This window comes from Lysobacter oculi, assembly GCF_003293695.1.
GTDB lineage: Bacteria > Pseudomonadota > Gammaproteobacteria > Xanthomonadales > Xanthomonadaceae > Solilutibacter > Solilutibacter oculi.
In genome coordinates this window covers 935,295-955,505 of sequence record NZ_CP029556.1, presented here as the reverse complement: position 1 = coordinate 955,505, position 20,211 = coordinate 935,295, and the positions used below count along the sequence as shown (strand labels likewise).

At 67.9% G+C, this 20,211-nt stretch carries 17 protein-coding genes, 5 tRNA genes and 1 pseudogene; 18 read left to right on the top strand and 5 right to left on the bottom strand.

Features of this window, described 5'->3' with window-relative positions; translation table 11 throughout:
* The first annotated feature begins 1 nt into the window (after window position 1).
* The 6 genes from pgsA (at window position 2) to DCD74_RS04555 (ending at window position 3,962) form a co-directional block, all read left to right on the top strand.
* Window positions 2–661: a CDP-diacylglycerol--glycerol-3-phosphate 3-phosphatidyltransferase gene (gene pgsA / locus DCD74_RS04580; protein WP_112926278.1), complete on the top strand. Its 660-nt coding sequence runs from the start codon at window positions 2–4 to the stop codon at window positions 659–661.
* Window positions 652–727 (top strand) — tRNA-Gly (locus DCD74_RS04575). The genes pgsA and DCD74_RS04575 overlap by 10 nt, the downstream gene beginning before the upstream one ends.
* 72 nt (window positions 728–799) lie before the next feature.
* Window positions 800–873 (top strand) — tRNA-Cys (locus DCD74_RS04570).
* A gap of 70 nt (window positions 874–943) precedes the next feature.
* Window positions 944–1,030 (top strand) — tRNA-Leu (locus DCD74_RS04565).
* A 26-nt stretch (window positions 1,031–1,056) separates the two neighbouring features.
* Window positions 1,057–2,331: a nucleotide sugar dehydrogenase gene (locus DCD74_RS04560; protein WP_112927659.1), complete on the top strand. Its 1,275-nt coding sequence runs from the start codon at window positions 1,057–1,059 to the stop codon at window positions 2,329–2,331.
* Between the two features lie 2 nt (window positions 2,332–2,333).
* On the top strand, window positions 2,334–3,962 hold the full coding sequence (locus DCD74_RS04555) for an FMN-binding glutamate synthase family protein (RefSeq protein ID WP_112926277.1): 1,629 nt from the start codon (window positions 2,334–2,336) through the stop codon (window positions 3,960–3,962).
* Window positions 3,963–3,965: 3 nt separating this feature from the next.
* Here the strand turns inward: DCD74_RS04555 and arsC are convergent, their stop codons facing one another.
* From arsC to DCD74_RS04540, 3 genes are all read right to left on the bottom strand, one after another.
* The gene (gene arsC / locus DCD74_RS04550) at window positions 3,966–4,307 is read right to left on the bottom strand and encodes an arsenate reductase (glutaredoxin) (protein WP_112927658.1); all 342 of its coding nucleotides are present in this window, start codon (window positions 4,305–4,307) and stop codon (window positions 3,966–3,968) included.
* Window positions 4,308–4,392: 85 nt separating this feature from the next.
* Window positions 4,393–4,467, bottom strand: a tRNA-Val gene (locus DCD74_RS04545).
* Window positions 4,468–4,519: 52 nt separating this feature from the next.
* Window positions 4,520–4,804: a polyhydroxyalkanoic acid system family protein gene (locus DCD74_RS04540; protein WP_112926276.1), complete on the bottom strand. Its 285-nt coding sequence runs from the start codon at window positions 4,802–4,804 to the stop codon at window positions 4,520–4,522.
* 79 nt (window positions 4,805–4,883) lie between these two features.
* Between DCD74_RS04540 and DCD74_RS04535 the strand changes: the two genes are divergently transcribed.
* From DCD74_RS04535 to aroA, 3 genes are read left to right on the top strand one after another with little or no spacing between them, the layout of a single operon-like run.
* The gene (locus tag DCD74_RS04535; RefSeq protein ID WP_162615899.1) at window positions 4,884–5,678 is read left to right on the top strand and encodes an FHA domain-containing protein; all 795 of its coding nucleotides are present in this window, start codon (window positions 4,884–4,886) and stop codon (window positions 5,676–5,678) included.
* A 60-nt stretch (window positions 5,679–5,738) separates the two neighbouring features.
* Window positions 5,739–6,824, top strand: coding sequence for a 3-phosphoserine/phosphohydroxythreonine transaminase (gene serC, locus DCD74_RS04530; protein ID WP_112926274.1), 1,086 nt, complete (start codon window positions 5,739–5,741; stop codon window positions 6,822–6,824).
* Window positions 6,817–8,121 (top strand): 3-phosphoshikimate 1-carboxyvinyltransferase, encoded by a 1,305-nt coding sequence (aroA, locus tag DCD74_RS04525; protein ID WP_112926273.1) that lies wholly within the window; start codon window positions 6,817–6,819, stop codon window positions 8,119–8,121. The genes serC and aroA overlap by 8 nt, the downstream gene beginning before the upstream one ends.
* 123 nt (window positions 8,122–8,244) lie before the next feature.
* On the opposite strand, the gene DCD74_RS04520 is transcribed toward aroA, so the two are convergent.
* On the bottom strand, window positions 8,245–8,907 hold the full coding sequence (locus DCD74_RS04520; RefSeq protein ID WP_162615898.1) for an energy transducer TonB: 663 nt from the start codon (window positions 8,905–8,907) through the stop codon (window positions 8,245–8,247).
* Window positions 8,908–9,010: 103 nt separating this feature from the next.
* Between DCD74_RS04520 and serS the strand changes: the two genes are divergently transcribed.
* The 6 genes from serS to DCD74_RS04490 all read left to right on the top strand — a co-directional run bounded on the left by serS (window position 9,011) and on the right by DCD74_RS04490 (window position 14,699).
* Window positions 9,011–10,300, top strand: a complete 1,290-nt coding sequence (gene serS, locus DCD74_RS04515) for a serine--tRNA ligase (RefSeq protein ID WP_112926271.1) — start codon at window positions 9,011–9,013, stop codon at window positions 10,298–10,300.
* An 18-nt stretch (window positions 10,301–10,318) separates the two neighbouring features.
* The gene (locus DCD74_RS04510) at window positions 10,319–11,263 is read left to right on the top strand and encodes a LysR substrate-binding domain-containing protein (RefSeq protein ID WP_112926270.1); all 945 of its coding nucleotides are present in this window, start codon (window positions 10,319–10,321) and stop codon (window positions 11,261–11,263) included.
* Between the two features lie 20 nt (window positions 11,264–11,283).
* Window positions 11,284–11,373: transfer RNA gene (locus DCD74_RS04505), tRNA-Ser, on the top strand.
* A 121-nt stretch (window positions 11,374–11,494) separates the two neighbouring features.
* Window positions 11,495–12,892 (top strand): mannose-1-phosphate guanylyltransferase/mannose-6-phosphate isomerase, encoded by a 1,398-nt coding sequence (locus DCD74_RS04500; RefSeq protein WP_112926269.1) that lies wholly within the window; start codon window positions 11,495–11,497, stop codon window positions 12,890–12,892.
* A gap of 26 nt (window positions 12,893–12,918) precedes the next feature.
* Window positions 12,919–13,893 carry a UDP-glucose 4-epimerase GalE gene (gene galE, locus DCD74_RS04495; protein ID WP_112926268.1) on the top strand — a complete coding sequence of 325 codons (975 nt, stop codon included), beginning with the start codon at window positions 12,919–12,921 and terminating at the stop codon, window positions 13,891–13,893.
* A gap of 161 nt (window positions 13,894–14,054) precedes the next feature.
* Window positions 14,055–14,699, top strand: coding sequence for a response regulator (locus DCD74_RS04490; RefSeq protein ID WP_112926267.1), 645 nt, complete (start codon window positions 14,055–14,057; stop codon window positions 14,697–14,699).
* A 270-nt stretch (window positions 14,700–14,969) separates the two neighbouring features.
* Here DCD74_RS04490 and rne read toward each other — a convergent pair.
* Window positions 14,970–17,861 (bottom strand): annotated as a pseudogene (gene rne, locus DCD74_RS04485) (ribonuclease E); the annotation flags it as partial.
* A 484-nt stretch (window positions 17,862–18,345) separates the two neighbouring features.
* On the opposite strand from rne, the gene DCD74_RS04480 reads away from it, so the two are divergent.
* The 3 genes from DCD74_RS04480 to DCD74_RS04475 all read left to right on the top strand — a co-directional run bounded on the left by DCD74_RS04480 (window position 18,346) and on the right by DCD74_RS04475 (window position 20,207).
* Complete coding sequence (locus DCD74_RS04480; RefSeq protein ID WP_112926266.1) at window positions 18,346–19,305, top strand: RluA family pseudouridine synthase; 960 nt, start codon at window positions 18,346–18,348, stop codon at window positions 19,303–19,305.
* An 86-nt stretch (window positions 19,306–19,391) separates the two neighbouring features.
* Window positions 19,392–19,541: a hypothetical protein gene (locus DCD74_RS12630; protein ID WP_162615897.1), complete on the top strand. Its 150-nt coding sequence runs from the start codon at window positions 19,392–19,394 to the stop codon at window positions 19,539–19,541.
* Between the two features lie 69 nt (window positions 19,542–19,610).
* Window positions 19,611–20,207 (top strand): hypothetical protein, encoded by a 597-nt coding sequence (locus DCD74_RS04475; protein WP_112926265.1) that lies wholly within the window; start codon window positions 19,611–19,613, stop codon window positions 20,205–20,207.
* The last annotated feature ends 4 nt before the right edge of the window (window positions 20,208–20,211 follow it).

The window sequence follows — 20,211 nt, the reverse complement described above, 5'->3', positions numbered from 1 at the left end:
AATGACCCTGACCATTCCCACCATGCTCACGCTGGCCCGGATCCTGATGATCCCGGTGCTGGTGGCGGTGTTCTACCTGCCGGGCAAATGGACCAGCGTGACGGCGATGCTGGTGTTCGCGCTGGCCTCGGTCACCGACTGGCTGGATGGCTGGATCGCGCGTCGCTGGCACCAGTATTCGGCGTTCGGCGCGTTCCTGGACCCGGTGGCCGACAAGCTGATGGTCTCGACGGCGCTGTTCCTCATCGTGCAATCGCACAACACGCCGTGGATGGCCTGCTGGGCGGCGGTGATCGTGGGCCGCGAGATCGCAGTGTCCGCGCTGCGCGAGTGGATGGCCGAACTCGGTCAGCGCGCCCGCGTGAAGGTGCAGGCGCTGGGCAAGATCAAGACGATCGTGCAGATGGTGGCCATCGGTTGCCTGCTGTATTCGCCATCCAAGCAGCCCGAGCCGTGGCTATGGATGGGGCGCGAAGTGTTCTTCATCGGCGACTGGCTGCTGGCGGTCGCGGCCATCCTCACGCTCTGGTCCGGATTCGAGTACCTGCGGGCCGCCTGGCCGGTGCTGCGGGCGGACGAGGGCAAGGCGGTCACGTTGCCCACGCAGGGTGTTGACAGCCTGCCGACGGCCAGTAGAATGCACGGCTCAACGCGGGAATAGCTCAGTTGGTAGAGCGCAACCTTGCCAAGGTTGAGGTCGAGGGTTCGAGCCCCTTTTCCCGCTCCAGATCTTGAAAGCCCCGGTTCGCCGGGGTTTTTCGTTTCACCACCCGGCGGGTTGTGGAACAATGCTTGCGATGGCCGAGTAGCAGAGTGGTTATGCAGCGGATTGCAAATCCGCGTACGCCGGTTCGATTCCGACCTCGGCCTCCATCTTTCAAAGCGCCTCCGGGCGCTTTCTTTTTTTACCGTCCGCGGAGCCGCATGCGATGATGCGGCGATTGCCCGGATGGCGAAACTGGTAGACGCAAGGGACTTAAAATCCCTCATCCGCAAGGGTATGTGGGTTCGATCCCCACTCCGGGCACCACCCGCCGACGCCCGCTGAAGGACTCCATGCACGATCTCTCCGACATCCGCATCGGCATCATCGGACTGGGCTACGTGGGCTTGCCGCTGGCGGTGGAATTCGGTCGCCACTTCGATACCGTGGGCTATGACATCGATGGCGGACGCGTCGCGCAGCTCGCCGCCGGCCACGACCGCACGCGCGAAGTCGCCGACGCCGATCTTGCCCAGCCGCAGCTGCGCTACAGCGCCGAAGCCGGTGCGCTGGACGACCGCAACATCTACATCGTCACCGTGCCGACGCCGATCGACGACGAACAGCGCCCGGACCTGAAGCCGCTGATCAACGCCAGCGCGTTCGTGGCGATGCGGCTCAAGCGCGGCGACATCGTCATCTACGAATCGACCGTCTATCCCGGCACCACCGAGGAAGTCTGCGTGCCGATCCTCGAACAGGGCTCGGGCCTGCGTTTCAACGAGGATTTCCACTGCGGCTACAGCCCGGAGCGGGTGAATCCCGGTGATCACGCGCGGCGCCTGCCGGACATCATCAAGGTGACGTCGGGTTCGGATGACGCGACGGCGGATTTCGTCGATGCGCTGTATGCGCGCATCATCCGCGCCGGCACGCATCGAGCGCCCTCCATCCGCGTCGCGGAGGCGGCCAAGGTCATCGAGAACATCCAGCGTGACGTCAACATCGCGCTGGTCAACGAGCTGGCGCTGGTGTTCGACCGGCTCGGCATCGACACCCAGGATGTGCTGCAGGCGGCGGGCACCAAATGGAATTTCCTGCCGTTCCGCCCGGGGCTGGTCGGTGGCCACTGCATCGGCGTCGATCCGTATTACCTGATCGAGCGTGCGGACGCGGCCGGCATCCATCCGCAGCTCATCCACACCGCGCGCCAGATCAACAACCGCGTCGGTGCGCATGTCGCGCAGCGCGTGGCGGCGATGCTGGAGGCGAAGCACATCGAACCGGCGTCGGTGCGGGTGCTGGTGCTGGGGCTCACCTTCAAGGAGGACTGCCCGGACCTGCGCAACAGCAAGGTGCTCGATGTCGTGGCCGGGCTGCACGACATGGGCGTTGCGGTCGATGTGCACGATCCGTGGGCCGACCCGGCGCTGGCGCACGAGGAATACGGCGTGGAACTGGTCGATACGCTGCAGGCCGGCCGCTACGACGCGATCGTGCTGGCCGTCGCGCATTCGCAGTTCCGTGCGATGGATGCGGCTTCGATCCGCGCGCTCGGCAAGCCCGGCGCCGTGGTCTACGACGTCAAGTCGGTCTGGCCGCGCGACGCGGTGGACGATAGGCTCTGAGCATGTCGCGCTATTTCGCCTACATCGCCAGTCTGTTGCTGATGCTGCTGGCACTCGCGCTGGTGGTCACCGGGCACCGTGACTGGATCTGGCTGCTGGTGATCGCCGGTGGCTTGTCGATGCTCGGTAGCTGGGACCTGCTGCAGAAGAAGACCACGCTGCGGCGCAATTACCCGATCCTCGCGCACTTCCGCTACGGGCTGGAATCGATCGGCCCGGAGATGCGCCAGTACTTCGTGGAACGCGACACCGAGGAGGTGCCGTACTCGCGCGAGCAGCGCACGCTGGTCTATCAGCGCGCGAAGTCGGTGAGTGACGTGGTGCCGTTTGGCAGCGAGTTGGACGTGTACGGCAACCATTACGAATGGATCAACCATTCCATCGCGCCGAGTGCGCATCACGACGCGGACTACCGCATCGAGATCGGTGCCGGCTGCGCGCAGCCGTATTCGCTCAGTGCCTTCAACATCTCGGCGATGAGCTTCGGCGCACTGTCAGCCAATGCGATCCGTGCGCTCAACTGGGGCGCGAAACGCGGCGGCTTCGCGCATGACACCGGCGAAGGCTCCATCTCCGAATACCACCGCGAATACGGCGGCGACCTAATCTGGGAAATCGGCTCCGGCTATTTCGGTTGCCGCAACGACGATGGCAGCTTCAATGCCGAGCGCTTCGCCGCCAACGCCCGCGACCCGCAGGTCAAGATGGTCGAGTTGAAGCTGTCGCAGGGCGCCAAGCCCGGCCACGGCGGCATGTTGCCGGCGGCCAAGGTGACGCGCGAGATCAGCGCGGCGCGTGGCGTGCCGATGGGCGTGGACTGTGTGTCACCGGCGCGGCATACGGTGTTCTCCACGCCGGTCGAGCTGCTGCAGTTCATCGCGAAGATGCGCGAGATGTCCGGCGGCAAACCGGCCGGTTTCAAGCTGGCCATCGGCCACCCGTGGGAATGGTTCGGCATTGCCAAGGCGATGCAGGAAACCGGCCTGCTGCCGGATTTCATCGTGGTCGATGGCGCGGAAGGTGGCACCGGCGCGGCGCCTTCGGAGTTCATCAACCATGTCGGCGTGCCGATGCACGAAGGCCTGCAGCTGGTCCACAACACGCTGATCGGACTGGACCTGCGTGACCGCATCCGCATCGGCGCGGCGGGCAAGATCGTCAGCGCCTTCGACATCGCCCGCACCATGGCGCTGGGCGCGGACTGGTGCAACGCGGCGCGCGGCTTCATGTTCTCGCTGGGCTGCATCCAGGCGCAGAGCTGCCACAACGACCATTGCCCGACCGGCATCGCGACCCAGGACCCGACGCGCTGGAAGCAGTTGGATGTCGAAGACAAGGCCGGCCGCGTGCACGCTTTCCACGACAACACGCTGAAAGCCTTGCGTGACCTGCTGTGCGCGGCAGGGCTGACCCACCCGACGCAGCTGGGTCCGGAACACATCCTGCGCCGGGTGTCGCCGATCGAAATCCGTTCGTACCAGGCGCTGTTCGCGCATCTGAAACCGGGCGAGCTGCTGTCAGGCGAGGTGCCCGACCATGCGGTGTTCCGCGATTACTGGCCGGATGCGCGCAGCGACAGTTTCTCGCCGCCGTCGCGCGTGGCGGCGCTGCGGCTCAGCAAGTCGCGCTGAGGCTCAGAGCAGCTCCAGCACCCGTTCCGGCGGGCGGCCGATCACCGCGCGGTCGCCGTTCTCGAAGATCGGGCGTTCGATGAGGACGGGGTGCTGCGACATGGCTTCGATCAGCGCATCGTCGCCGAGCGAAGCATCATCGAGCCCCAGTTCCGCATACACCGGCTCGCCGCTGCGGATCAGGCCGCGCGGGCCGATGCCGAGCTTGCCGAGCAGCGCACGCAGCGTGTCCACGCCCGGCGCGTCATCGACATAGGCCACCAGTTCCGGCTCGATGCCGCGTGCCTGCAGCAGTTCCAGCGCCTGGCGCGACTTGGAGCAGCGGGGGTAGTGGTAATAGCGCATGGCGGTCTCCGGAATCATCGGGCCCCATTGTCGGCGAAACCGGCGGGCACGAAAAAGCCGGCGCGTGGCCGGCTTGTCGCAAAACTGGTGGGCAGTACAGGGATCGAACCTGTGACCCTTGCCGTGTGAAGGCAATGCTCTACCGCTGAGCTAACTGCCCCGAAGGGCGGCAAAGTATAGGCAGGCGGCCGCGTTTTGCCAAGCCCGCGCGCTCAGGCGGCCGGGCCGAGCTTCTCGCCCAGCACGCGCCGGATCTCGGATTCGATGGGCCCTTTCATCGCCGCCAGCAGGAAGCCGAGCTTGGCGGTGACGTGGACTTCGTCGGGCAACAGCGCGATCTGCCCGTGCACGCCGCTGCGTTCGAAGGCGAGGGTGTCGCCGATCCAGCTGCATTCAAGACCGAACTGGTCGCTGAGTTTCTGCGCGACCTGGTCGAGTGCTGCACGCGCCCTGTCCATGCCGAGCGGATTGGGATGATGGATGTCGATGTGGGACATGGGGATGTGGCCTTCGTCGGGGCGCAAATTGTGCCAGTGAATCCGTGAACACCATCGCGATGTGCAAGAATCCCGCCACGTGAATACCTTGCCCGCCCACCAGCCGGTCCTGCGATTTCCGGGGCATGAACACCCCGATCTGCCGCTGCGGCCGGGCATCAACGGCCTGTGCCGGGACCCCGATTTCGACCGCGGCCTGGTGATCACGCCGGGCGGCGCGAGTTCGCTGGTGGAGTTCTGCGTGGATGCGCGCGGCCTCTGGCTGCATGTCGCCGAAGGCGTGCGCGGCGTGCACCTCAACGGCCGCCCGCTGCAGCGGCTGGCGCATCTGCATGTCGGCGACACCATCCATTGCGAAGGCATCGAACTGCAGCTGGCCGATCCGGCGCCGCGTGCGACTGCGATCAACGCCCGTCCGCAAGCCGGCGAGCCATCGCGGCTCCTGCTGCGCGGCCATGGCGGCAGCGTGCACGGGCAATCGGTGGCGCTCAACGGACCGCTGCAGCTGGGGGGCGAATGGGGCCTGCGGGTCGAAGGCGTGCATGAGCGGCTGGGCGAGTTGCAACCGCTCGATGACGGCACGCTGCGGCTCAGCCTGGAGGCCGCGGCCACGGAGTGCCGCCTCAACGGCTGGCCGGTGACCGATGCCGTGCTGCAGGGGGGCGACCAGTTGCTGCTCGCGCCGGGCTGCCGCTATCTGGTGGAATCGCCGGGCGACGAGCCGGTGCCCGCCGCCGCGCCGAAGAGCCGTGCAGGCGACACGTCTGCGACCACCGCCGGACCAGGCCGCAAACTGCGGGTGCCGTGGATGCTGCTCGCCGCCGTTGCCAGCGCATTGATGCTGGCCGGGCTGCTCTGGTTCGGCGTGCGCTGAGGCTTGCCACGCCGGAGTGCGTGTGTTGCGATGCGGCATCCTTTTTCGTCGCACGCCGCCATGTCGCATCGCGTCTTCAATTTCAGCGCCGGCCCGGCCACCTTGCCGGAACCCGTCCTGCGCCAGGCCCAGGCCGAACTGCTCGACTGGCGCGGCATGGGTGCCTCGGTGGCCGAGATCAGCCATCGCAGCACCCCCTTCATCGACATCGCCGCGCAGGCCGAAGCCGACCTGCGCCAGCTGCTCGCCATCCCCGATGACTATGCCGTGCTGTTCCTGCAGGGCGGCGCGACGCAGCAGCAGGCGCTGATCCCGCTCAACTTCGCCGCGCCGGGTCAGGCCGCCGATTATCTGGTCACCGGGCACTGGGGCCAGACCGCGATCCGGCAGGCGCAGCCGTATGTCGATGCCCGCATCGTCGCCAGCGGGCAGGCCGGCGGCTTCCGTGACGTGCCGCCGCGTGCCGGTTGGCAGCTGTCGCCCGATGCCGCCTACCTGCACGTCACCGCCAACGAGACCATCCACGGCGTCGAGCTGCGCGAACGCATCCGGGCCGATGTGCCGGTGGTCGCCGACTTCAGTTCCAGCATCGCTTCGGAACCCATCGACATCCGCGACTACGACGTGATCTACGCCGGCGCGCAGAAGAATCTGGGGCCGTCGGGCATCACCGTGCTGATCGCGCGGCGCGAGCTGTTGGCACGCACGGGCCAGCCCCGCGCCGACATCTTCAATTACGCCTCGCACGCGGCCCGCGACTCGATGCTCAACACGCCGCCCACCTTCAACTGGTACCTGCTCGGCCTGTGCCTGCGCTGGATGCTGGACGAAGGCGGCGTCGAAGCCTTCGGTGCCCGCAATGCCGCCCGCGCTGCGCGGCTGTACGCGGCCATCGACGGTTCCGGCGGTTTCTATCGCAATGAAGTCAAGCCCGCCGTGCGCTCGCGGATGAACGTGCCGTTCTTCCTGCACGATGTCGCGTTGGATGCCGAATTCCTCCGCCAGGCCGGCGAACGCGACCTGATGGGCCTGAAGGGCCACAAGGTGGTCGGCGGGATGCGCGCCTCGCTCTACAACGCGCTGCCCGATGCGGCGGTCGATGCGCTGATTTCTTTCATGCGGGATTTCCAGCAGCGCCATGGCTGAGTGGATCGCCTCGCGCGGCGGGCCGGTCACCGGCACGCTGCAAGTGCCCGGCGACAAGTCGGTCTCGCACCGGGCGGTCATGCTGGCGGCGATCGCCGATGGCGTGACGCGCATCGACGGCTTCCTGGAAGGCGAGGACACGCGTGCGACCGCGCGGATCTTCGGGCAGATGGGGGTGTTGATCGAAGCGCCTTCGGACGGCACGCGCATCGTGCAGGGCGTCGGCATCGATGGCCTGCGTGCGCCGGCCGCGCCGCTGGACTGCGGCAATTCCGGCACCGCGATGCGGCTTTTAGCCGGCCTGCTGGCGGGGCAGTCGTTCGGCTGCGAGCTGACCGGCGACGATTCGCTCTCGCGCCGCCCGATGCGCCGGGTCACCGATCCGCTCGCGATGATGGGCGCGACGATCGGCACCGGAGAAGACGGCACGCCGCCGTTGCGGATCGCGCCCGTCGCGGGCTTGCGGGGCATCGATTACGCCAGTCCCGTCGCCAGCGCGCAGGTGAAGTCGGCGGTCTTGCTGGCCGGGCTGCAGGCCGAAGGCGAAACGCAGGTCACCGAGCCGCATCCCACCCGCGATTACACCGAGCGGATGCTGCGCGCGTTCGGCGCCGACATCGACTACCGCCCCGGTTTCGCGCGGCTGCGCGGCGGGCAACGGCTGACCGCCTGCGACGTGCAGGTGCCCGGCGATTTTTCTTCCGCCGCCTTCGCCCTCGTCGCGGCGACGCTGGTGCCGGGGTCAACGCTGGCCATCGACCACCTCGGCATCGACCCGCGCCGCACCGGGCTGGTCGATGTGCTGCGACGGATGGGCGCCGACATCGACATCCAGAACATCCGCAGCGGCCCGGTTGGCGACATCGCCACGCTCACCGTGCGCCATGCGCCGCTGCGCGGCATCGACGTGCCGATGGTCTGCGTGCCGGACATGATCGACGAGTTCCCGGTGCTGTTTGCCGCCGCCGCCTGCGCGGAAGGCGTCACCCGGATCCGGGGGGCCGCCGAACTGCGGGTCAAGGAATCCGACCGCATCGCGGCGATGGCCAACGGCCTGCGTGCGCTCGGCATCCGGGTGGATGAGGTCGAAGACGGCGCCGACATCCACGGCGGACAGCCACAGGGCGGGCGCGTGGACAGCCTGGGCGACCACCGCATCGCGATGGCGTTCGCGGTCTTGGCGCAACGGGCGGAAGGCGCGGTGAGGATCGGCGACACCGACAACGTGGCGACGTCCTATCCGGGGTTCGAAGCGCAGATGTGCGGTGTTGGCCTTGCGCTGGAAAGCGCCGGCTGAGCTATTGCAGCAGGTTCCAGGCGACCGCCAGCACCGCCAGCGCCACCACGATCAACGCCAGCCACACGCCGGGCATGGCGGTCTTGCGCGGCAGGGATTCGTCGGGCGGGACGCGGCGCATCGTCAGTCGCCGGTGGTGAACTGGATCGGCACGGTCAGGCGGCCGACGGTCGGCTGGCCATTGGCCATCGCCGGGCGGAAGCGCCAGCGTTTGACCGCATCCAGCGCGGCGCGGTCAAGCTCGCGGTGGCCGCTGCCCTGGTCCAGGCTGACCGACGTCGGCACACCGTCCGGGCCCACATCCACCTGCACCCGCACCGTGCCCTCGATGCCGGCACGCAGGGCGGCGCGCGGGTACTGCGGGGCGGGGCGGCTGGTCGGCACCGGCGAACTGCTCGCGGTGGAAGTATTCGCCACCGGCGCGGACGGCGTCGGGCGGGCGGCGACGGGTGCGGGTGCCACCGGGCGCGGGGGCTCGATGATGCGCGGTTGTTCGCGCGGCGCGGCATCGACCGGGGCTTCCGGCAGGCGGCTGCCATCGCCGAGTTCGCCCGCGGGCAGCGGGGCCGGGAGCGGCTGGAAGACCTGGACCTGGCCGTCCTCGCCCTGCTGCGTGCCGCCGCCGGTGCCGGCGCTGAAGAAGGGCTTGTTGTGGTCCTGCCCGAGCATCAGCAGGAAGAAAAGCAGCAGCCCGATGGCGATCGCGGCGACCACGATCAGGCCCATCCGGCGTTTCGAGGGCGAGGTGCGGGCGGGGGCGGGCGGGGGCGTCACGGTGCTGTTCATGGCATATCGGGGGAAAACCTGTCCGGATTGTTGCACCGGAACCGTGAGCATTCCGCTAAACACGCCATAATGAGCGCCTGTTCACGTCGCCCATGCCGCCTCCATGCTGGACCCGCAACTCCTCCGCAATGCCCCCGAATCCGCCCGCGACGGCCTGGCCCGGCGCGGGTTCGTGCTCGACATCGACGCGCTCGGCGCGCTGGAGTCCGAGCGCAAGGCCTTGCAGGTCCGCACCCAGGAGCTGCAGAACCTGCGCAACACGCGCAGCAAGGCGATCGGCATGGCCAAGGCCAAGGGGGAGGATGTCGCCCCGTTGCTCGCCGAGGTCGCCGGTTTCGGCGAGGAGCTGAAGGCCAGCGAGGCGCGCCTGGATGCGATCAAGGCCGAGATCGACGGCATCGCGCTGGGGCTGCCCAACATCCCGGATGACTCGGTGCCGCAGGGAAGTGACGAATCCGGCAACGTCGAGACCGCGCGCTGGGGCACGCCGCGCGACTTCGATTTCGAGGTGAAGGATCACGTCGCGCTCGGCGAGCACAACGGCTGGCTGGATGGCGAGACCGCGGCCAAGCTCTCCGGCGCCCGGTTCACCGTGCTGCGCGGCCAGCTGGCGCGTCTGCATCGTGCCCTCGCGCAGTTCATGCTCGACCTGCACACCGGCGAACACGGCTACCAGGAAACCAACGTGCCGCTGCTGGTCAATGCCGACTCGATGCGCGGCACCGGCCAGCTGCCGAAGTTCGAGGACGACCTGTTCTCCACCGTGGTGGGCGAGGGCGAGGCGGCGTCGAAGCGCTATCTCATCCCCACGTCCGAAGTGCCGCTGACCAACACGGTGCGCGATGACATCCTCGATGCCGAAGCGCTGCCGCTGCGGATGACCGCGCATTCGATGTGTTTCCGCGCCGAGGCCGGCAGCCACGGCCGCGACACCCGCGGCATGATCCGCCAGCACCAGTTCGAGAAGGTGGAGCTGGTCAGCATCGCGCGGCCGGAGGAATCCGATGCCGAGCACGAACGCATGACCCGCTGCGCCGAAGTGGTGCTGGAAAAGCTCGGGCTGCCGTACCGCCGCATGCTGCTGTGCACCGGCGACATGGGCTTTTCGGCCCGCAAGACCTATGACCTGGAAGTCTGGCTGCCTTCACAGCAGGCGTACCGCGAGATCTCGTCGTGCTCCAACTGCGGCGACTTCCAGGCCCGGCGCATGCAGTCGCGCTGGCGCAACCCGTCCACCGGCAAGCCCGAGCTGGTCCATACGCTCAACGGCTCCGGCGTGGCGGTGGGCCGCGCGCTCATCGCGGTGATGGAGAATTACCAGGACGCCGACGGCAGCATCACCGTGCCGCAGGCCTTGCGCAGTTACATGGGTGGTGCCGACCGGATCGACTGAAGCTCTACAGGGGGGGCGATGCACGATCTCAACGATCTCTATTACTTCGCGGCAGTTGTCGACCACGGCGGTTACGCCGCGGCGGAACGCGCGTTGGGTATTCCGAAGTCGCGGCTGTCGCGGCGTATCTCGCAGCTGGAGGCCGATCTGGGCGTCCGGCTGCTGCAGCGCTCGACGCGCCGCTTCGCGGTGACCGACGTCGGTCAGAGCGTGTACCGGCATGCGCAGGCGATGCTGACCTCGGCGCAGGCCGCGCGTGACGTGGTCGAGCGGCTGTCCGCCGTGCCGCGCGGGCTGGTGCGGGTGAGCGTGCCGGTCACGCTGGCGCAGGAAGTGCTGCCGCGCGTGCTGCCGGAATTCCTGGAACGCTATCCGGAAGTACGCGTGCAGGTGCATGTGAGCAACCGCCGCATCGACCTCATCAACGAGGGTTTCGATGTCGCGCTGCGCGTGCGTGCGCGGCTGGACGAAGACACCAATCTGGTGCTGCGCGGCTTCGGTGAGTCGCGCGAACTGCTGCTGGCCAGCCCGGGCTACCTGGAGCGCCACGGCACGCCGCGCGAACCGGAAGACCTCAAGGCGCACACCGTATTGATGGTCAACGAGGACGAATCGCGGCAGCGTTGGGAACTGCATGGGCCCGACGGGGACGTACAGGTCGTGGAGCTGAAGCCGCGGGTCGTCGCCTTCGATTTCCCGATGCTGCGCCGCCTAGCGATGAGCGACATGGGCATCACCATGCTGCCGGAGATCGTCTCCGCCGAAGACGTCCGCAACGGCGACCTGCGCGTGGTGCTGCCGGAATGGCACCTGCCGCAGGGCATGGTGCACGCGGTGTTCGCCTCGCGCCGGGGCATGCTCCCGGCCGTGCGCGTGTTCATCGACCACCTCGCCGATACCGTGCCCAAGGTGATGCGCTCCATGCACATCAACGAAGCCGGATTGCCGCCCATGGCAGAATAGGCGCGCTTCGTCGCCTGCATGGAGAGATGGCCGAGCGGTTTAAGGCACCGGTCTTGAAAACCGGCGAAGGGTCAAACCTTCCGTGGGTTCGAATCCCACTCTCTCCGCCAACATCAGCCTGTCTGGTTGCGGCTGCGTGACCGTCCAACCGTTGACACGCTTGACCCTTTGGGCATCCCTGCGCCGTTCCGGGGTTAACCTGTGCGCCTTGTAGATGGAGTGGTTGAACGCATGATTCCGGTGATCCTGTCGGGCGGTTCGGGCACGCGGCTGTGGCCGCTCTCGCGCGAAGCCTTTCCCAAGCAATTCCTGGGCCTCTTGGGCGAGCGGTCGATGCTGCAGGACACGTGGGCGCGCATCGCACAGCTGGCATCCGCGGCCCCCATCGTGGTGGCCAACGAGGAGCACCGCTTCATGGTGGCCGAGCAGTTGCGGGAGGCCGGTTGCCGCGATGCCACCGTGTTGCTCGAGCCGGCCGCGCGGAACACCGCGCCCGCCATTGCCGTGGCGGCGATGGAGGCGATGCGCAGCGGAGGCGACCCTCTGCTGCTGGTGCTGCCTTCCGACCATGTGATCGTGGATGCCGGGGCGTTCCGCGCCGCGGTCTCAGCCGCCGCGGCGGCCGCCGAGAGGGGCGCGCTGGTGACGTTCGGCATCGTGCCCACCGGGCCGGAAACCGGCTACGGCTACGTGCGTGCCGAGACGGGCGAGGGCGTGCGCCGGGTGCTGCAGTTCGTGGAGAAGCCCGACGCGGCGACTGCGCGCAGCTATGTCGAATCCGGCGACTATTTCTGGAACAGCGGCATGTTCCTGTTCCGCGCCTCGGCGTTCCTGGGCGAGCTGGAAGTGCATCAACCGGCGATGCTCGCCGCCTGCCGCGATGCGCTGGCCAATGCCCGCCGCGACGAGGACTTCGTGCGGCTCGACAAGAGGGCCTTCGCGGCCTCGCCCTCGGATTCCATCGATTACGCGGTGATGGAGAAGACTGCCGCGGCCGCCATCCTCCCCATCAACGTGGGCTGGAACGATGTCGGCAGCTGGTCCGCCCTCTGGGAGGTGGCGGAACAGGACGGCGAAGGCAACGCGCACCACGGCGATGTGCTGGCGCAGGATTGCCGCAACACGCTGGCCTGGGGCGATGGCCGGCTGCTGGCGCTGCTGGGCCTGGAGGACGTGGTGGTGGTCGACACCGCCGATGCCGTGCTGGTGGCGCACAAGGACAAGGTGCAGCACGTCAAGGACATCGTGGCCACACTGAAGAAGCGCGAGCGTGACGAGGTCACCTGGCACCGCAAGGTGTATCGCCCCTGGGGCAATTACGATTCCATCGACATGGGCGAGCGTTTCCAGGTCAAGCGCATCACGGTCAAGCCGGGCGCGCAGCTCAGCCTGCAGATGCACCATCACCGTGCCGAGCACTGGATCGTCGTGAGCGGCACAGGCCGCGTCACCCGTGGCGACGAGACGATCATCCTGTCCGAGAACCAGAGCACCTACATTCCGCTGGGCGTGAAGCACCGACTGGAGAATCCGGGCGTGGTGCCGCTCGAGTTGATCGAAGTGCAGTCCGGCAGCTATCTGGGCGAGGACGACATCGTCCGCTTCGAGGACGTCTACGGGCGCGGTTGAGCGCGACCGTGGAAACAGGGGCCGGAATGGACATCCTGCTGTGCGGCGGCGCCGGATACATCGGCAGCCACATGCTGAAGTGGTTGGCGATGCGCGGCTACCGGGTGACCGTGCTGGACAACTTGTCCACCGGTCACCGCGAAGCGGTGCGATGGGGCGAATTGGTTGAGGCCGACCTGCTGGATCCGACAGCGCTGGAGCGCGTCTTCAGCGGGCGTCACTTCGACGCGGTGATGCATTTCTGCGCGCGTTCGCTGGTCGGCGAATCGGTCGCCCAGCCCTACGACTACTACGCCAACAACGTCACCGGCACGCTCAACCTGCTGCAGGCGATGCGGCGGCACGGCGTGGGGAAGCTGATTTTCTCGTCCACCGCGGCGGTGTTCGGCAACCCGGTGAGCGAACGCATCGACGAGGGCCATCCGAAGGCGCCGATCAACCCCTACGGCGCCAGCAAGCTGATGGTGGAGCGGATGCTGCAGGATGCGGCTTCGGCGTATAGCCTGCGCTCGGTGGCGCTGCGTTATTTCAATGCCGCCGGTGCGAGCCCTGAAGGCGACATCGGCGAATCCCATCAACCCGAAACCCATCTCATCCCCAATGCGCTGCGTGCCGCGCTGGGCACAGGCCCGGCGCTGAAACTGTTCGGCACCGACTACCCCACGCCCGATGGCACCTGCGTGCGTGATTACGTGCATGTCGATGACCTGGCGCAGGCGCATGAACGGGCATTGGCCTACATGCAGGCACACGAAGGCGCCCATGCGTTCAATCTGGGGAACGGGCAGGGGTTTTCGGTGCGCGAGGTGATCGAAGCCGCATCGCGTGTGGCGGGTCGCGCAGTACCGTTCGAAGTCGCGCCGCGTCGCGAAGGAGACCCCGCGACGCTGGTGGCCAGCAGCGAACGTGCCCGGGCGGAACTCGGCTGGTCTCCGGTGCATGCATCGCTGGATGAGATCATCGGCACGGCCTGGCGCTGGCACCAGTCGCCACGCTACTGAAGGCTGCTGGCAGCCAACGAAGGCTGTCCGTCAACCTGCATACCGTGACGCGCGTCGTCGCTGCAGGAATATTCCTAGGGATGCGGCGGCGGCGACCTGACTTGCTGCAGGGTATTCGGCAACCTAGGCTGCCGGATTCCCTTGGGTAGCAGGATGCCGCCATGACGATTCGCGTCTATTTGCTGGATGACCATGCGCTGGTGCGCGCAGGCATGCGCCTGATCCTTGAGCAGGAGGTCGACATCTCGGTGGTCGGCGAGGCCGATACCGGCGAGGAAGCGATTCCGCAGATCCGCCGGCTCAAGCCTGACGTCGTCCTCTGCGACCTGCACCTGCCCGGCATCAGCGGCCTGGAAGTCACCGAGCGCATCAGCCGCACCGGCGTGAGCAAGGTGGTCGTGGTGTCGGTGCTGGAAGACGGCCCGTTGCCGCGTCGCCTGCTGGATGCGGGTGCGATGGGGTACATGGGCAAGGCCGGGGATGCCGCCGAGCTTGTGCACGCCGTGCGCGAAGTCGCGCGGGGCAAGCGCTATCTGGGCAATTCCATCGCGCAGAGCATGGCGCTGTCCACGCTGGCACGTGACCGCTCGCCGTTCGAGAAGCTCTCGCCGCGCGAGCTTGAGGTTGCGATGCTGCTGGTGCAGGGCGTTCGCCAGGACGAGATCGCGCGCCGGCTCAGTCTGAGCCCCAAGACCATCCACACGCACAAGGCGCGGCTGTTCGAGAAGCTCGAGGTCCGTGACTCCATCGCACTGGCCCGCCTGGCGACCCAGTACGGATTGGCGGATACCACGCGGAGCGTTTGACTCCGCGTGGTTGGCTGATCAGGCGAGGCCGTCGCGCGCTTCGCGCTTGGCTTCCGTCTCCGCCTCGGCTTCCACGCTGACTGCTTCCGCCGCCTGGGCCAGGGTATCGGCCTGCTGCGGTGCCATCGTGGCCGCCGCATCGCCATCCGGACCCTGCGCATCGGCGATGCTCATGCCGGGCGCGGCTTCTTGAATGGCGGGCGTGGCGATGCCGGGCGCCGGTGCGTCGCTGGCCACGGCCAGGCCGGGTTCGGCCACGGCTTCCACCTGCGACGGCTGCGCTTCGATGGCCGGGGCCTGCGCCGTATCGCTGGACGCCTGCGGCTTGGCTGCCACCGGGCGATAGGCGGTTTCCGCCAGCGAGACTGCGATGGCCGCCGACAGCGGCAGGGCCGCACGCGGATTGCCGGAACCGCCACGCGCAGCCATCGAGGTCAGGCCGCTGCCCTGCATCGTCGGGGCTGGTGCAGACGGCGCCTCGACCGCCGGTTCGACAGGCGCGGCCACTTCGGCCATCGACTTCTCGACGACATCGACGGCGACTTCGGCCGGGGAGGGCGTGGGCTCGATGTTCGAGGCAGCGACCGGTTCAACAGCCGGTGCATCGGCCACGGCGGCAGCTTCCTCCGCGCGCACGGCCGGCGTCACCACCGGGCCCGGGCCGTCGAAGTCGAACTCCGGCTGGTCGCTCTGCGCGGCGAATAGCGGGGCATCGTCATCGCCGCCCAGCGTGTCGAGCGCATCCTGGCCTTCGGCGGCACCTTCGCCACCCGCGCCACGACGACGGCGACGGCCACCACGACGGCCACGACGACGACGCGCGCCTTCGCCATTGGCATCGCCCGCATCGCCGTTGGCGTCGGTCGATTCGTCGCTGACCTGTGCCTCGTCCGCCGTCACGCGCTGTGCGGATTCCACCGCATCCACCGCGACCTGCGCCGCATCGGGTGACGCGATGACCGGGGTATCGACCACCAAGGCTTCATCGGCCACGGTGCCGGCCACGGCGGCTGCATCGCCTGCCTCGCTGCCGCGACCGCCACGACGGTTGCGACCACGGCCGCGCGGTTCCTTGTTGCCTTCGGTCACCGGCTTGGCGGCATTCGCCTCGTTGACCGGCGGATTGGCGTTCTGGACGATGGCGTCCTTCGGGGCCTGCGCCGGATTGGCACCGGCCTGCGGCTGAGCGCCGCGCTCGCGACGCTGGCGGCCTTCGCCCTGCGGCTTGGGCTGCGCATCGCGACCGTCCTTCGGCTGCTGCGGCTTGTTGCCCTGCGGCTTGCCGCCACGGTCGTTGCGCGATTCGTTGCGACCCTGGCCCTGGCGGTTCTGGCCGTCGCGGCCATCACGCCCGTTGCGGCGGTCCTGCGGGCGGCCACCGCGCGATTCGTTGCGCTCATCGCGTGCCGGGGCGGGCGCGGCTTCGCCGGCATCACCGGTGAAGAACTGCATGACGCGCGACAGGAAACCGGCCTTCGGGCGCGCCGCCTGCTGGGTGAACTGCGGGGCGGGCGCGACCGGTGCCGGGGCGGGCGCCGGCGCTTCCTCGCGCGGGGCACGGATCGGCGCGGGCTGGGCCGGCTTGACGTTGCGGACCGCCGGCGCATCCGGGATGTTGAGGTGGGCTTTGGTCAGCGCATGCGTCGGCAGCTTGCGCGGGGTGCCGCGCTGGTAGCTGGGGCGCGAGGTCTCTTCGCCCAGTTCGTTCTCGCGGATGCGGGTGACTTCGTAATGCGGCGTCTGCAGCTGCTCGTCGGCGACGATCACCACCGGCGCGTCGTGGCGCTGTTCGATCTCGGCCAGCGCGCGGCGCTTCTCGTTCAGCAGGTAGTTGGCGATCTCCACCGGCGCCTGCACCAGCACCTGGCCGGTGTTGTCCTTCATCGCGTGCTCTTCGGCCACGCGCAGGATGGACAGCGACAGCGATTCCACGCCCCGCATGCGGCCATGGCCTTCGCAGCGCGGGCAGACGATCTGGCTGTTCTCGCCCAGCGACGGACGCAGGCGCTGGCGCGACATCTCCATCAGGCCGAAGCGCGAGATGCGGCCGATCTGCACGCGGGCGCGGTCGTATTTGAGCGCGTTCTGCAGCTTGTTCTCGACTTCGCGCTGGTGCTTGTTCGACGACATGTCGATGAAGTCGATCACCACCAAGCCGCCCAGGTCGCGCAGGCGCAGCTGGCGGGCGACTTCCTCCGCCGCCTCGACGTTGGTGTTGAAGGCGGTTTCCTCGATGTCGCCGCCGCGGGTGGCGCGCGCGGAGTTGACGTCGATGGCGGTCAGCGCTTCGGTCTGGTCGATGACCAGCGCGCCGCCGGAGGGCAGGCGGACCTCGCGCTCATAGATCGACTCGATCTGCGACTCGATCTGGAAGCGGTTGAAGAGCGGGGTGTCGTCCGTGTAGTGCTTGAGCTTGCGCAGGTTGTGCGGCATCACTTGGGCGACGAATTCCTTCGCCTCCTCGTACATCTCCGGCGTGTCGACCAGGATCTCGCCGATGTCGGCGCGCATGTAGTCACGCAGCGCGCGGATGATCAGGCGCGACTCCTGGTAGATCAGGAAGGGGGCGGGCTTGGACAGCGCGGCTTCGGCGATCGCCTTCCACACGCTCAGCAGGTAGTCCAGGTCCCACTGCAGTTCCTCGGCATCGCGGCCCACGCCGGCGGTGCGGATGATCACGCCCATGTCGTCGGGGATCGCCAGCGCGTCCATCGCGCGCTTGAGTTCGGCGCGGTCCTCGCCCTCGATGCGGCGGGAGACACCGCCGGCGGTCGGGGAGTTCGGCATCAGCACCATGTAGCGGCCGGCCAGCGAGATGAACGTGGTCAGGGCGGCGCCCTTGTTGCCGCGCTCCTCCTTGTCCACCTGCACCACGACTTCCTGGCCTTCGCGCAGGAGTTCCTTGATGTTGGCCTTGTTGTGGTCAACGCCTGACTGGAAGTAGTCGCGGGAGATTTCCTTCAGCGGAAGGAAGCCGTGGCGCTCGGCGCCGTAGTCGACGAAGGCGGCTTCGAGCGAGGGTTCAAGACGGGTGATCTTGCCCTTGTAGATGTTGGATTTCTTGTTTTCTTTCGAGGGTTGCTCGATGTCGATGTCGTAGAGGTTCTGTCCATCGACGATTGCGACGCGGAGTTCTTCCGCCTGCGTCGCGTTGATCAGCATGCGCTTCATTGTTCGTTCCTTGCGCGCTCGCACCCTTCATGGGCTGGCACGCGGAACGCCGGGCGTTTCGCCTCTGGTCACCGCTGGGCGCAGGCCGCGCATGGCGCGGGCCTTCGCCTGAAGTTTTCCAGCGCTGCAACACCACGGCGGGCCGCGGGAGCGCTCTCTTGCACTTTTCCTTGGGCCGTCGCCAGCAGATACATCGCGGGCGGCGGGACGTGTTTTCCTTTCACGCCTCCCGGGGGTGGCGTGCGACCTGTTCCACTGTCGTCGGTCCGCTGGCGTGGCTGCCCCGTGGGCAGTGGCTGCGCTTCGTCGGCACTCCGCGGACCCCGGCTTTCGGCCTGAAAATCCTGCAGGAATCAGTAGCTTGCTTCGCGGGCCGAGTGTAACAGATAAAGAGTTGGCGCCCTGCCATGGCAGACGCCCGGGCGGAAAACCGTCATGCTGGCGGCCGCACGCCGCCTCATCCATTCATATATTCATGTCAGAACCCGCCCCAGACCGTCCGACTGCCCGTACCGTCCGCGTCCCGGAAGACCGGGAAGGCCAGCGTCTGGACAACTTCCTGCTGGGGCAGCTGAAGGGGGCGCCGCGCTCGCTGGTCTACAAGATCGTGCGCAGCGGCCAGGTGCGGGTGAACGGGGGCAGGGCGAAGCCGGAGCGCAAGCTCGCCGGGGGCGACGAGGTCCGCATCCCGCCGGTCCGCATCGCGGAAGAAGGCGACAGCGCGCCGCCGCCGAAGTCGCTGCTGGCGGCGCTGGAATCGGCCATCGTCTTTGAGGATGCGCGGCTGCTGGCGCTGAACAAGCCGACCGGGCTGGCCAGCCACGGCGGCAGCGGCATCAGCCATGGCGCCATCGAGTCGCTGCGGGCGTTGCGACCGGGGCAGTCGCTGGAGCTGGTGCACCGGCTGGACCGGGATACCTCGGGCCTGCTGGTGGTGGCGAAGAAGCGCTCGGCCCTGCGCGAGCTGCAGGCCCTGTTGCGTGAGGACCACGGCGCCGGCATCGACAAGCGCTATCTCACGCTGCTGACCGGCCGGATGCCGGACGGGATGATGTCGGTCGATGCGCCGCTCTACGTCGGGTTGCGCCAGGGCGGCGAGCGCCACGTGACCGTGCACGCCAACGGCAAGCCATCGACCAGCCATTTCCGGGTGTTGGAACGGCGCGGCGGCCAGAGCTATTGCGAGGTGCGCATCGAGACCGGGCGCACCCACCAGATCCGCGTGCATGCGCAGCACATCGGTCATGCGGTGGCGGGCGACGACAAGTACGGCGACCCCGAGGCCAACAAGCGCCTGCGCGACCAGGCCGGGCTGAAGCGGTTGTTCCTGCACGCGGCTTCGCTGCGCTTCGCGCTGGACGATGGCCGTGCCGATTACGTGCTCGATGCGCCGCTGCCACCCGACCTGCGCGGCGTGTTGGACCGGCTGGGCTGAGGCCGGTCGCGGCGCGCGTTCCACAGCGTCATCGGCGTGCTAGATTGCCCCGCGCCGCTGGGGAGCGGCATAGCCAAGGAAGCGCAATGAAACGAATGCTGATGGCCGCCATCGTGCTGGTGGCAGGGGCTGCGTCGCAGGTGTCCGTGGCCAGGGACAAGGGGCCGGACCCGGATTACATGATGCCGATCGCCGCCGATCTGCCGGTGGAAATCCAGCAGGTGCCGGCGGGCTAGTTCATCGGTGCCGATTACGAAGAGCCGGACAGGCAGCCTTCGCCGCCGCAGCTGGCGCGCCTGAAGGCGTTGATCGGCAGCTACCCGTTCAATGCCAAGGTGGAAGCGGCCCTGCCCGCCAAGCTGCCGAACAGCGGGCTGGCCACCACGCCGAGCTTCCACAGCGGCAGCTGGCCGGAGCTTGAGGCGAGCATGCGCGAGCGCCTGCCGCGCGCCATGCAGATCACCCCGGAATGGGAACTCAGCGACGGCAACGCGCGGCTCAATGTCGGCCTGCACACGGTGTTGGCCGAGCGCCGCCTGGACAAGCGCGGCAAGCTGGACAACAACAATTATTTCGAAGGTGACTACTTCTTTTACCTGGTGCTGCCGGTCAAGGGCTCCCCGGACGAGAACCTGAAGGTCTGGGAGTCGATGGGCAGCGAAAGCCTGTCCGCATTGCTGGATGAAGCCACCGGCCAGACCGTGGACATGCTGGTCTACAACTTCTCCGAGGAAGGCCGCGCCGCATGGGCGAAGGCGCCCAAGCTCGGGCCCGCCGTGCTTGAAGGCCGCCGGTTTGGCGGCAACACGCTGAAGAAGGGCGGCGACTGGGTCTGGGTGCCGCGTGGCGAAGACGAAGAGCAGGCCATCGAAGGCTACCGGCTGGTCAAGCCGGGCGCCTGAGCCG